Genomic DNA, 12,694 nt, shown 5'->3' with positions numbered 1-12,694 from the left:
CCGTTCTCATAATTCATTCGTCTCCTTCCTCGACAAGTATAGGAAGAAGGGAACGCCCAGCAGTGCAAGGACGGCTGCAGTTGGCGTCTCCTGAGGCGGGTTGACCATTCGTGCGGCCAAATCCGCGAACACGACAAGCAAGGCGCCGAGCACGGCCGAGCTTGGAATAATCCAACGATAATCGACGCCGACCAGCCTCCGCGCCGCATGCGGCACGAGCAAGCCGACGAATCCGACCGCGCCGGCTGCGGATACGGAAGCCCCTGCCAGCACGAGCACGAGCACTGTGCCAGCCAGCTTGACTGCGCCGCTGCGTAGTCCGAGCCCGCGTGCGACGTCCTCGCCGAGACTAAGCATCGTAATCGAACGTGACAGGATGATTGCCCCAATCGTCGCGGCGGCGATCCATGGGAACAAGATCTTCAACTGTGCCCACTTGATGCCGGCGACTCCGCCCGCATACCAGAACGCGAGGTCTTGCCCGATATGAAAATAAAGCGCAATCCCTTCGCTAAGCGCGGTAAATAAGGCGGTGAGCGCCGCTCCGGCCAGAACTAGCCGGAGTGGCGTTAGGCCGCCTCTAGGCAGCGCGCTGATCCCGTACACGAGCCCCGCCCCGCCGCCCGCACCGGCGAATGCGGCTAGCATCATATACGTATAAGGCATCGCGGGGAAGAAGGCCATGCATATCGCCAGCATAAGCCCCGCCCCGGCATTCAAGCCCAAAAGCCCGGAATCGGCCAATGGGTTGCGGGCCATCCCTTGCATGATCGCCCCGGCAACCGCCAGGCTTGCGCCAACGAGCGCCCTGCCGAGCACGCGCGGAAGGCGAAGCTCCCGAATAATCTGATGCTCCGTCGTATCGGGGTTGTATCGGAAGATCGCTTCCCATACCATCGACAATTTTATATCAGCTGCGCCGAACGACACGGAGATCGCTATGCTCAGCACCAGCGCCGCAATGCCTCCGATAAGGATCATCATTGCAGTCCATGGGCGTGAGTACAGCGGCAGCTCGCGCATGCCGGCGTCTCTATGTTCCAATTTCATCTCGACTAAACCACCTTTTGATCCTTTCGTCATCCATCCTCTTGTTAGGTTAGGTGAATAACGGCATCGGAGAGCTTACTGCGAAGCGCCTGCTGTCAACGTTGCGGCCATCTCGTCGATCAGCCAATCCAGCGTCAGCGGATCATTGAACGCCCAGCGGCTGCTTACGACATATGCCTTGTTGTTCTTCACGGCCGGAAGCGACTTCCAAACGGAACCGCCTACCATCTCTTCGATCAGTTTCTTGGACTCTTCCGTATCGTCAGGCGCCACGAGGAAAATACGATCGCCCGCATAATCGGCTAACGACTCCATCGAGATCGCTTCCCATAACGAATCTTGCTTGTCGGCGAAGAACTCGCTTACTTTCGCCGGTTTTTCGAATCCGAACACGTCGTACATGGTCGGTCCAAGCCGCTGCGGGCCATAGATATACAGCGTCTTGTCTTGGTAGAGAATGAATGCGGATGCCGTCTCGCCGGCTTCGATCGTAGGGGCAACTTTTTTGCGTTTCTCTTCCGCCTTGGCGTTGTAGCTGGCGATCCAGTCGTCGGCTTCCTTCGAGAGTCCCGTAATCTCCCCGATCGTTTTCAGCCTGTCGAACACCTTAGCGCTGTAGTCGAGCACGACCGTCGGCGCGATTTTGGACAACGCGTCGATGTCGGCAGCCTCCAGGAAATTAGGCACCAGAATGAGATCGGGCGCAAGGGAGATCGTCTTCTCCAGATTCGGCGCCGTCCCTTCCCCGCCGATGTCCTCTAGCTTGCTAAGCTGCTCTTCTGTCAGCACCTGCTTGGCATTGATATAATTGGTCGCAATGACCGGCGCTTGGAGCGCGACGAGTTCGGAGGCGAAATAATGAGCGACGATGCGGCTCGGATGGGCGGGCAGTTCGACGGTTCGGCCAGCTGCATCCGTATAGGAGCGTGTTTCCTGCGTGTTTTGCGATTCTGAAGCTTCTTGCGAAGCTTGAGTCTCCTGCTCGGCTTGTCCGCCGGCATTATTCGAAGCAGGCTCGTTCGAATTGCTGCATGCCGCTACCAAGGCTGCGAGAAAGAGCAGTACAATCAATAGCATCGGCTTACGAATCCATGGTGCGTTCACTTTCATTCCCCTTTGTATAAGATTGATCGCCTACGCGTCAGTAAGAAGTCAACCCTGATTGTAGCAGATTTGATTGATATTGAGAATCATTATTAATGATAAGTGGCCGAAAATGAAAAATGACCTCTTGATTGTCAGAGGTCATCTTGTAGGCGTTCGGAGAGTTCGCCCCATTAGCTTATTCAGGATTTGGATTCGGCCAGCAACATCTTCGGCCTATACTCTGCGAACGAATTCATGATATGCGGATAGGTCAAATCGCTGTCATCAATAATCGCTTTCCGTTTGGCCTTTAATACGATTTGCTCCATATCGGCGAAACTGAGTCCTTGGAGAAGCTCCGCAGTCTTCTGCGCAATCTGCTCCTCCTGTCCAAAATCCCCGATTAACAGCCGGATATATTCATCCCTGACGTTATCGTCCGGCATATCGTACGTCATCTTCGTATCGAATCTGCGCCATATCGCGTCGTCTAGCTGGTCCTCCAGATTCGTCGCTGCCACGAAGATGCTTTCGCCTTCGAATTCATCGAGGCATTGCAAGAGGGTATTAACGACTCTCGCCATCTCCTTCACTTCGTCATTGTTATCGCGGGTTCTCGCAATGGCATCGAATTCATCTAGGAACAAGACGCATGGCGTGGATTTGGCATAATCGAAAATCTTTCGTACATTGCTTCCGGTCTCTCCCAAATGACTATGGATGATCGCATCTAACCGCACAAGAATTAACGGCAGGTTAAGCCTCTGCGCCATATAAAACGCGGTCAATGTTTTGCCCGTTCCCGGCGGTCCGAACATGACGACTTTGTTCGGGATCGGCACATCGTGCGCTGCAAACTTCTCCTTCATGCCGAGAATAGTGAGGAACTCTTCAATAATCTGCCGGTTATGCGGGTGCAGAACGATACGTTTTACCTTCCGGGCACATTCTTTTGGGGAGTATACCATAGCCATGTCGATACCCTTGGCACGCGGGAGACGATTGACATTGTTCATTTTACTCATAGGTTTCGCTTAACTCCTTTAACCGATTGCAAGCTATGTCCTATCAAACTTCCTGATCAAACGCGGGATATACAGGACAAGAAAAACGGATCTGCCTAAGGCGAACACGATAAAGGATAACCACAGCCCATTGTTCGCGTAGGCGGGAACCAGTGCCCATACGGCAACGAGATAGAGCGCGAGCGAGATCAGCATCGAATTCCGGACCGGAGCGGTCATCGTCATCCCGGTGAAAACGCCGTAGAACACGAGGCCGCAACTGGCGGCTAGCGGGAACCATATGAGCCAATGGCTATAAGCAGCCGCGAGGTCTTGCACCCCGGCATGCTCCGTGAATAACCCCACTAGCGGAATCCTCATCCACCAATAGAGGAGGCTGATCGCAAGCGCGATGATCGCGGTCCATATCCAGGACAGCCGAAGCGATCTTCGTAAGAGCTGGGCGTTCCCTGCCCCTCGGGCTTGCCCCGCGTAGATGCTGCTTGCATTGCCGAAGCCGTCAAAGAAATACGCCATCATGTAATGCAGCTGCAGCAGAATCGCGTTGGCAGCCAGCACGTCGGTACCAAGGCCGGCGCTCTGCGAGGTGAATAAATTGAACATGACGAGCAGACAAACGGTACGAATCATCAGGTCGCTGTTGGCCGACATGATACGGGTCCACTGCGAACGCCGGAACCATTGCTTCCACTTCGCATGGCTGCCCGCTCGCCACTGCCTCCACATCGTTGACCGGACGATCAGCAGCATGCCGAGCGCGCAGCCGAAGGCTTCGGCGATCAGCGTCGCTGCCGCTACGCCGGCCACGTCCCAATGGAACACCTTCACGAATACGAAGTCCAGCGCAATATTCAGGACATTCATCATAATCTGCACCGTCAGCGTCGCCTTAAGACGGGTCTGGCCCATGAGCCATCCGACCAGCACGTAATTCAAGAGCGTCAGCGGCGCGCCCCAGATCCGAATATCGAAGTATTGCGCGGCTTGAGCGGCCACATCCGGTTCGGGCCCCACCAAATACAACGCAGCATGCAGAATCGGCTGCTGCAAGGCAATGAAGACCATGCCGATCAATAAGGCGATGATCATTGGGCGGACAAGGGCGGCAATTCCTTCATCCCGGTCTCCCGCTCCGGCAGCCTGCGCCGTGAAGGCGGACGTGCTTACGCGCAGAAACCCGAACAGCCAATACAAGGTGTTGAATATAAGCGTACCGACGGCAACGCCTCCCAGATAAGCCGGGTTGTTCAGATGGCCGATAATCGCCGTGTCCGCTGCGCCTAGAAGCGGTGTCGTAATGGTCGATATGGTCAACGGCAAGGCCAAGGCGAGGTAAGCCCGGTGGGAAGGTAAAGAATGGGATAACGTGGCGTGCTTCATTCGAACATGGCGATGAGCTCTTGCGTATACGGATGACGGTCGCTTGCCAAGAGTTCTTCCTTCTCGAAATGATCCACGATCTTGCCGCCCTGCATGACCATGATGCGCTGGCTCATCGCATACACCCCTGAGAGGTCATGCGATATGAACAAATACGAAGTGCCTAACTGCTCGCGAAGCCCGTTCAGCAAGCGGAGCACGGACGCTTGCGACAGCACGTCCAGGCTCGAGGTCGGCTCATCCAGAATGAGGATCGCCGGTTCAATGCTGATCGCGCGGGCGATCGTAACGCGCTGCTTCTGCCCGCCGCTCAGTTCATGCGGATAGCGCTCAGCCAGGCTTGCCGGCAGCTCTACCGCTTCTAGCAGCTGCGAGGCAAAATTTCTAGCGCTCGTATAATGAAAATGGTTCAGCTTCGCTTGTCCGCCGAATTGCCGATACGGATCGAGCAAAGAATCGATGATCTTCAGCTTCGGATTCAGCGCGGCGGACGGATTCTGCAGTACGGCCTGGATATGTCGGCGGTAAGGTCTTAAGCTTCGCTGGCTCTTGTTATGCAACGGCGTGTTCTCGAATAGGATGCTACCCTGATCGATCGGCTCGATGTGCAGCAGGCAACGGGCCAGCGTGCTTTTCCCGCATCCGCTCTCGCCGACCAGGCCGAGGCATTGCTTCTTCTCCATCGTGAAGCTGACGTCTTGCAGCACGTCCGCTCCATGACCGTATTTTTTGTAGATATGGCTGACTTCCAACACACTCATGATTACTCTCCTGCCGATGGTAGTGGATTCAAGTTGCCGAACGAGAAGGACGAATGGATCAGCAAGCGGGTAAAGGATTGTTGCGGCTGATGCAGCACTTGCTGCGCGGCGTCTGTCTCGATGATGTGTCCGTCCTTCATGACGGCGATGCGGTCCGCGTATTTCCTCACATGGCGCAGATCGTGGGTGATGAACAGAATCGCGCAGCCGGTATCTTGCTGCAGCTTCGCCAGAAGTTCCAACACGCGGAAGGAAGACATGCTGTCGAGCGCCGTAGTCGGCTCATCGGCGATGAGCAGATCAGGCCTGAGCAAAAGCGCGATCGCAATAGACGCGCGCTGCAATTGTCCGCCGCTTAATTGAGCGGGATACCGGTCATACATCTCTTCTTGCAGCCCCACGGAGATGAGCGCCGAGTTGGCCTGCTGCCTCCTCTCGGCCTTGGACAACGTAAGATGCGTACGCTGCACCTCCTCGAAGTGTTGCCCAATCGTATGGAAAGGCGTGAACGAACCTTGATAATCTTGAAAAATATACGAAACCCGTTTGCCGCGAATCTCGCGCATCTCGCCGGGCGGCAGCGACAACAGATTCCGGCCGCCGCACCAGATCTCCCCGGTTGCCTTCATATTGGGAGGAAGCAGCTGCCCGATCGCCGAGGCCGTCATGCTCTTGCCGCTGCCGCTCTGGCCCACGAGCGCAAACCATTCTCCCTGCTGAATGTCGAACGAAATCTGATGGACGACCCCATTCTGCGGGCCGGCAATGGACAGCTGTTTCACCGATAGCACAGTCATGATTGAACCTCTTTGGTCACATCGAATTTGTCGCGGCAGTAATCGCCGAGCAGGTTGGACACGAGTACGACGAGCACGATCATCAGTCCCGGATAGATCATCAACGTCGGATTGGACTGAAAATAAGGACGGGCATCATTGAGCATCGCCCCCCACTCCGGAGCCGGCGGCTGCGCCCCGAGCCCGATATACGACAGCGATGAAATGAGCAGTATGATTTTACCCAAGTCCAGGCTGGCCAGCACGACCACATGGCCGATGACATGCGGCAGCAGATGCTTGCGCATGATCCGCCCCGTACGCAGGCCGTTAATTCTGGCCATCAGGATATAATCTTTCTCGCGTTCGCTGATCACGGTACTGCGCGCAAGCCGGGCATAGCTGACCCATTTTACCACGACGATCGCCAGCAGCAGATTCTCGATCCCCGCTCCGAGCAAGCCGCTCAAGACGATGGCGACGATCGTATCCGGGAACGACAGGAAGGAATCCGCGATTCGCATCATGATCCGGTCGATGAGCCCGCCTTTGATTCCGGCCCAGATTCCGATCGGCACACCGACGACGACGGCAATGAGCAGCGCCAAGAGTCCATAGCCGACGGTCTGTTGCGCTCCGAGCAGAAGCCGCGTCAAGACGTCACGCCCAAGATGGTCGGTGCCCAGCGGATGTCCGAGGCTCATCGGCAATAAGCGTTCCGTTAGACTGACCAGATTGGGATCGTGGTTCAAGACCAATAAAGTGTATAGGACGGCGACTAGCGCCAAGGACAGCATGAAGAGCAGCGCTGCAGCTTTCAAGCGGGTTCGGTGTAAGGCGGCGTTCACTGCATGCATGATCTCCATTAGCTGTACTTCCTTCCTTTAAGTCCGAGTTGCGGGTTGAGATAGCGATAAGACAAGTCTACCGCGCTGTTCACGAGAAACACGATTATCGCCATCACGAGAATATAGCCTTGTATGACCGGATAGTCGCGCGATCGGATCGAGTCGACGACCATCTTGCCGATGCCGGGATAGGCGAAGATGACTTCAATGACGACAACGCCGCCGATCAGGCTGCCCAGACTGACGCCGAACACGGTAATTACCGGCGGCAGGCTGTAGCGGAAGGCATGGGCGAAGAAGATGCGGGCTTCCGTCAATCCGCGCGCCCGCGCTGCCCGGATGAATTCGGCGCTCAGCGATTCGAGCAAGCTCGATCGCAATAACCGGACATAGACGCTTGTGATCGCAAGCCCTAATGTGATAGACGGCAGCACGACGGAAATCAATCCATCCCTGCCCATAGGGGGAAGTATCCCCCAGCGGACGGCGAACAGATCGATGAAAATAAGCGCCAGCCAAAAGCTCGGGATGGCCGCCCCCAGCAGCGACACGATCCGGCTCGCCTGATCGATCCAGCTGCGCGGGTACAGAGCGCCGAGCGAGCCAAGCGGAATCGCCACGACAAGCATGACCAGCAAGGAGCCGATAGCAAGTTCGATGGTTGCCGGCAGCGCGCCGAGAATCATGTCCATCACAGGCTGATTCGTCAGATAGGAATGTCCGAAATCCATTCGTGCAAAGTCCGCTAACCAGCGGCCATACTGGAGCAGCATAGGGTCATTGAACCCCAGTTCCTCGCGGAGCGCTTCGACTTGTTCGGTCGTGACGGAGACGTCTTCCACGCGAAGGATCGACAGCACGGGATCACCGGGGGCTAGCCGCACGAACAGGAAGCTGATGAACGATATGAACAGCAGAAACAAAGCGACCTCGATGAAACGCCTGCCTAGAATCCGAAACAATTACTTCACATCCAATTCATTGGTCAACATGTAATACTCGCTCCGCGACGTCACCCAGTTCGCGATCTTTTCAGATTGATAGGCGACCAGCGTGTTCGGATGCAGGACAAACGAGTTGTACGCTTGCTCGTCGACATAGCGTGCGACTTGTTCTGCAATATCCGACCGCTCTTGCTGCCCGATCGCGACATTCAGTTTATCGATGAGCATGGTGAGCGCGGCATCTTGGACGCCGCTGAAATTAAGCGCCCCCTGAGGGTGGAACGTCGCGTTCAAATAGTAACCGGCGTCTCCGCGCGGCGCCGTTAAATTGCTGTAGGTGGCCAGATCCCAGTCGCGGTTGGAAGCCATATACTCTTCCGGCCGCTCAATCTGCTCGATCGTGACGCCGATGCCCAGCTTGCCCGCATCGGACTGCAGCACTTGCGCGATCAATGGCAAGTCGGCGCGCGAACTGTAAGTAAGCAGGGTCAAAGCGAGCGGCTCGCCATTCTTCTGCATGACGCCATTTACTTCCGAATAGCCGGCTTGCTGCAGATAAGCTTTGGCCGCTTCCAAGCCGCTTGGTTTGGCCGGATAGTCCGGCGCAAAGGAGAAGCTGGATGGGAATGGTCCGGCAGCCGCTTCGGCATGGCCGTTCAGAATCGTATCCACAATCGCTTGGCGGTCGATTAAGGCATCGATGGCTTTGCGCACATGAATGTCTTGCAGCGGCTTCCGCTCCAGATTCATCGTAATTTGATGAACGCGGAAGGTTGAAGTGGAGTCGACCGTCACGCCGCTTACGGCTTTTAGGCTATCCAGCGATTCGACGGCCGGGCGGAAGACGATATCGGCAGCGCCGGACTGCAGCGCAAGCGTCCGCGCATTGGCATCCTCGTTAAAGGAGAAACGCGCCGTCTCCAGCTTGGAAGGTCCGTTCCAGTAGCCGTCATAACGCACAAGATCTACCGCGGTTCCTGGCGTGAATGCCGATACGGTGAATGGCCCGGTGCCAATCGGTCGATTGATATAATCCGTTTCCGTTACATCGATGATCGATGTGTTCGGATGAACCAATTCCGATGGAAACTCGGGGAAAGGAGCTTTGGTCTTGATCGTCAGCGTGTTCCCGTCAGCTTCGATGGACTCGATGCGCAGAGCGTTCGCGATAGCGACGCTTTCCTGCATAGCCCGTTGGAGGGAAGCCTTCACCGCGGCCCCGTCCATCGGATTGCCGTTATGGAAGGTAACCCCTTCTCGCAGCTGGATCGTCCATACTTGTCCGTCCGTACTATTCCAGCTCTCGGCCAGCCATGGCTCAATCGTCAGACTCTCATCATTAAGGTGGATCAACGTCTCTGTTATTCCCGCGCGAAGCGAAACGTAACTGGAATCCACATTGGGATCGAGCGAGCTGGTCGCGAAGTTAAAGAGCAGATTGACGCTCTTCTTCGTTTCCGGTTGGCGCTCGGCAACGTTCGATGAGCATGCGGCCAACCAAAGAACGGAACATAGCATAACCAAAGATAGAATAGATCGAGTGAACATTCGAGAATCCCCCACTGCTGTTAATAGTTTAGTTATGTAATCTTTACGATTAATGCAGAAGCATAAACCAGACATGAAGTCCGGCATATCATTCTTCATCAGTTGGTTTCAAAAACGTAAACTTTACGATTTCAAGGTGTTAATTCGTAATGTTTACGCCTTAAGTAGTATAGCAACGCTCCTATTAGGCGTCAATCCTAAATGTCGAACTTCTTTTTGCCGCAATACGAATAGACGCCTCTTGGAAGCGCCTACCCTATATTGCCTATTCGATTATTTCAATAGCTCCTTGACCCTAGACAACTCTAGTTCGGCGCGCGGCTGGAATTGTTCCGACCTTGCGTAGTCGAACAAGCTGTGAAGGAATTGGCGGCCTTCCAGCGTGCTTCCCGCCTGCTCGCTGTCTACCGTGCAGACGAGCAGGCGCCCCTTGCCGACGCGGCATTCGAACACCAGGCCGAGCTTGTGGTTGCGCTCGAAGTTATCGATCGTCTGGACGATCGGCTGTAGTTCTTGATCCGTACCGTCCAAGATGACCGATCGCGAATGATCCACGATATGCCTCCATGGCTCCGTCGAATGGACCTCGCTCGGGAAATGCTTCAGCAGCGGATGCTCGCGATCGATCAAGAGCCCCATCGTACCGACCGGTACAGGCTTGTTCATGCTCTCCGAGATCGAACGGAACATCGGATAGCACCAGAAGTCGACGCAATACGTCCCCTCGATCGCATTCTGGATACCGCCTGGGTTAGGCATGATAACGACACGTTCACCTCGTTCCAGCAGCTCCTCCGCTTCCTCCGTCAACGCCTCGAACAACCGGATGCCGCTTGCGTCAACACGCACGCCGCTTGGGTAAATCCATATATCGTAGGACTTCCGAATATCCGTCCCGGCGATTGTGAACTGAAGCGACGACTTCGTCATTGCCTGCACATTCGGCATCGCAATCGCAATGCGGCCAATATCCACGTAATCGCCCGACTCGTACGCTGACGCACTCAGCTCGCCGCCGGCCAGATGCTCATCGCCTGCGGTCAACTGCCATTGCAGCGTGAAACCATGCAGCGGTTGAGGGCGCAAGTAACGGAGCTCAACGTCTGCCGTGAAGCTCTCCCCCGTCTCGTAATGATACTTCGGGAACCGAGCGAGCAGTACCGCATCCGAACAGAAGGTGCGCCATTCTTCCGGAGTGATCAACCCCTTGGAATCCATGAAGGCGTCGAGCACGCCGACGAGCGCGGTACCTTGACCGCTGAAATCCTGCAAGTCGAGCAGTTGGAAGCCCGCCAAGCGCTTCGAACGAAACGCTGCTTCGAGCTCTTCCTTATAACACTCGACCGCCAGGCGCCCGGAGCTCGCGTGATATTGCGCCGCCAGATGATCCAGGCCTTTCTCCTCGAGCCGTTGCCGGAACTGTTCGAAGTTGCGCGCTTTGAGTGGGCCTGTGTATTTGTTGATTTCGCCAAAGTCGGGATACGTCTGATATTGCCCGATCTCGTGCGAGACGACCGGAACATGTGGCACAAGTACGCCATCGGCTGCATCGGCATTCACCGTCTTCGCCTCGGTGCCGTACTGGATCTGGATCGTCCCGCTGTCCGTTCCCGCATGGTTCGCTTCATCGCTCTCCCTTGGTATGATGGCATCGTCATAATCCTTCATCGTGCCCTGCGGTCCGGTCTGCACATGGCCCAGCGGCGCATCGCACATCGCGTAGGAACCCCGGAACAGCCGGTCGCGCGAGAACCGGACGCCGGAGAAGAAATCTTCGTGTTCCAGGATGACGGGTACGAACTGGAAGTTGTTCGATCCTTGCGTGTACAGCGGACGGTTATCGAAAGCCTTGTAATCTTTCAGAATACGGTCGATTCGCTCCTTGCTCCCCCACAACTCATTGCCGAGCGACATCATCACGAACGAAGGGTGATTGCCGAAAGTCCGCAGGATCCTGTAGCCTTCCTCAATGAGATACTGCTGCTCGGCCGCGTTATGATTCTCGTACGTCTCATCCGTTACCGTCCCCCAGAACGGCAGCTCCGGCTCCATGTAGATGCCCAGACGGTCCGCGGCTTCGAACGCGGCTTCAGGCGGACAGCACGTATGGAAACGGTAGTGGTTGATGCCGTATGACTTCGCCGTCTCCAGGACATGAAGCCACTCTTCCACCGTCGTTGGCGCGAATCCCGTCAGCGGGAAAATAAGCCCGTCATGCTTGCCGCGGAGGAATGTCTTCACGCCATTGATCGTGAACAGGCTGTCTTCCGCCTTGAACTCGCGAAGGCCGAACGTAATCCGTTGCTCGTCCGTGACGGTATCCTGCTGCTTCAGCTTAAACTGCAGGTCGTACAGATTCGGCTCCCATTCACTCCAGAGTAGCGCATCTGCGCCTAGCGGATAGACCAGCTCAATGTCTTGCCCGGTGATTGGATAGATCCGAGACTCGACTGTATGTTCCTGCGTGCCGTGCGTGCTTGCCGCGGTAACGATAAGTTCGCCTATCGGTTGGCCAACCAGCTTGGCCTTAACGGTAACGGACCGGTCAGTCACATTCGGATAGGTACGGATATCCTCCAAGTACGCTGCCCCGACGAATTGCAACTCGATTCGGCCTGTGATGCCGTTCCAATTCGTCTGCGTGTCGCGGGATGTCATATGGCCGCCTTTAGTCGGATATTCTGTATTATCGACACGGATCGTGATCGTATGGATCCCGGGCGTCAGCCGGCTTGGCAGATGATACAGATGCGGCGCGCACAGGCTGTTCTGCGTGTCCAGTTCTTCGCCGTCGATCCACACGGTCGTTACGCGCGTGCGCTCCAGATAGAGTTGCGCGTCCAGTTCGCTCCATGCTGGCGGAATTTCGACTTGGCGCGAATACCAAGCCCAGCCTTCGAAGGCATATTCATCGGTAAGGCAATCAACATGGGCAGCCTCGCTCGGCTTGCCTTTTCTGGCATAAGAAGTCGTTCCCGGCAAGGCAATCGTATCGTTCAGCTGCGGCGGAAGGCCCTGTTTCTCTTCGTCCAGGTGAAACGCCCAGATTCCTTCCAGATTCAATGTTGCGATCATCTTTTATCACGTCCTCTATTCATTTCAACTCGAATGCGACAACTATAGCATAGCCGTCCGATTGAAAATACCGCTCTAATTAGTCCGATTTTCAGAGTAAATTCGCGGACTGGCCTGACAAATTCGGACCAGCTAAGACCAAAACGGCACATTTTGCAATAGGCACATGCCCCATAATTCGGCATATAGTTTAAAAGCAAG

Annotated in this window: 10 protein-coding genes; all 10 read right to left on the bottom strand. The window is 55.6% G+C overall.

Annotated elements, in window-relative coordinates; genetic code table 11:
- Positions 1-6: 6 nt before the first annotated feature.
- Complete coding sequence (locus FHS18_RS16905; RefSeq protein WP_183601269.1) at positions 7-1,050, bottom strand: FecCD family ABC transporter permease; 1,044 nt, start codon at positions 1,048-1,050, stop codon at positions 7-9.
- 75 nt (positions 1,051-1,125) lie between these two features.
- Complete coding sequence (locus tag FHS18_RS16900) at positions 1,126-2,154, bottom strand: ABC transporter substrate-binding protein (protein WP_183601268.1); 1,029 nt, start codon at positions 2,152-2,154, stop codon at positions 1,126-1,128.
- A gap of 182 nt (positions 2,155-2,336) precedes the next feature.
- Positions 2,337-3,161 (bottom strand): AAA family ATPase, encoded by an 825-nt coding sequence (locus FHS18_RS16895; RefSeq protein WP_183601267.1) that lies wholly within the window; start codon positions 3,159-3,161, stop codon positions 2,337-2,339.
- A gap of 33 nt (positions 3,162-3,194) precedes the next feature.
- Positions 3,195-4,541 carry an MATE family efflux transporter gene (locus FHS18_RS16890; protein WP_183601266.1) on the bottom strand — a complete coding sequence of 449 codons (1,347 nt, stop codon included), beginning with the start codon at positions 4,539-4,541 and terminating at the stop codon, positions 3,195-3,197.
- A complete protein-coding gene (locus tag FHS18_RS16885; RefSeq protein WP_183601265.1) occupies positions 4,538-5,302 on the bottom strand; it encodes an ABC transporter ATP-binding protein in 765 nt (254 codons plus the stop codon). Before FHS18_RS16885 ends, FHS18_RS16890 begins: the two co-directional genes overlap by 4 nt.
- A gap of 2 nt (positions 5,303-5,304) precedes the next feature.
- Positions 5,305-6,099, bottom strand: a complete 795-nt coding sequence (locus tag FHS18_RS16880) for an ABC transporter ATP-binding protein (RefSeq protein ID WP_183601264.1) — start codon at positions 6,097-6,099, stop codon at positions 5,305-5,307.
- Complete coding sequence (gene nikC, locus FHS18_RS16875) at positions 6,096-6,935, bottom strand: nickel transporter permease (protein WP_246427727.1); 840 nt, start codon at positions 6,933-6,935, stop codon at positions 6,096-6,098. Before nikC ends, FHS18_RS16880 begins: the two co-directional genes overlap by 4 nt.
- Before the next feature lie 8 nt (positions 6,936-6,943).
- Positions 6,944-7,888, bottom strand: a complete 945-nt coding sequence (nikB, locus tag FHS18_RS16870) for a nickel ABC transporter permease (protein ID WP_183601262.1) — start codon at positions 7,886-7,888, stop codon at positions 6,944-6,946.
- Entirely contained in the window at positions 7,889-9,418 is a 1,530-nt protein-coding gene (gene nikA / locus FHS18_RS16865) for a nickel ABC transporter substrate-binding protein (RefSeq protein ID WP_183601261.1), read from the bottom strand.
- Positions 9,419-9,691: 273 nt separating this feature from the next.
- Complete coding sequence (locus FHS18_RS16860) at positions 9,692-12,493, bottom strand: glycoside hydrolase family 2 TIM barrel-domain containing protein (protein WP_183601260.1); 2,802 nt, start codon at positions 12,491-12,493, stop codon at positions 9,692-9,694.
- Positions 12,494-12,694 lie beyond the last annotated feature (201 nt).

The organism is Paenibacillus phyllosphaerae (assembly GCF_014192105.1).
GTDB lineage: Bacteria > Bacillota > Bacilli > Paenibacillales > Paenibacillaceae > Paenibacillus_Z > Paenibacillus_Z phyllosphaerae.
Note: the sequence above shows the minus strand (reverse complement) of the source record. Positions and strands in the feature narration are given on the sequence as shown.

Bases quoted from the DNA above. Each gene is read 5' to 3' on its own strand.
- FHS18_RS16860 (WP_183601260.1), bottom strand. From the start codon at position 12,493: ATGATCGCAACATTGAATCTGGAAGGAATCTGGGCGTTTCACCTGGAC.
- FHS18_RS16905 (WP_183601269.1), bottom strand. From the start codon at position 1,050: ATGAAATTGGAACATAGAGACGCCGGCATGCGCGAGCTGCCGCTGTAC.
- FHS18_RS16885 (WP_183601265.1), bottom strand. From the start codon at position 5,302: ATGAGTGTGTTGGAAGTCAGCCATATCTACAAAAAATACGGTCATGGA.
- nikA (WP_183601261.1), bottom strand. From the start codon at position 9,418: ATGTTCACTCGATCTATTCTATCTTTGGTTATGCTATGTTCCGTTCTT.
- nikC (WP_246427727.1), bottom strand. From the start codon at position 6,935: ATGCATGCAGTGAACGCCGCCTTACACCGAACCCGCTTGAAAGCTGCA.
- FHS18_RS16895 (WP_183601267.1), bottom strand. From the start codon at position 3,161: ATGAGTAAAATGAACAATGTCAATCGTCTCCCGCGTGCCAAGGGTATC.
- FHS18_RS16880 (WP_183601264.1), bottom strand. From the start codon at position 6,099: ATGACTGTGCTATCGGTGAAACAGCTGTCCATTGCCGGCCCGCAGAAT.
- FHS18_RS16890 (WP_183601266.1), bottom strand. From the start codon at position 4,541: ATGAAGCACGCCACGTTATCCCATTCTTTACCTTCCCACCGGGCTTAC.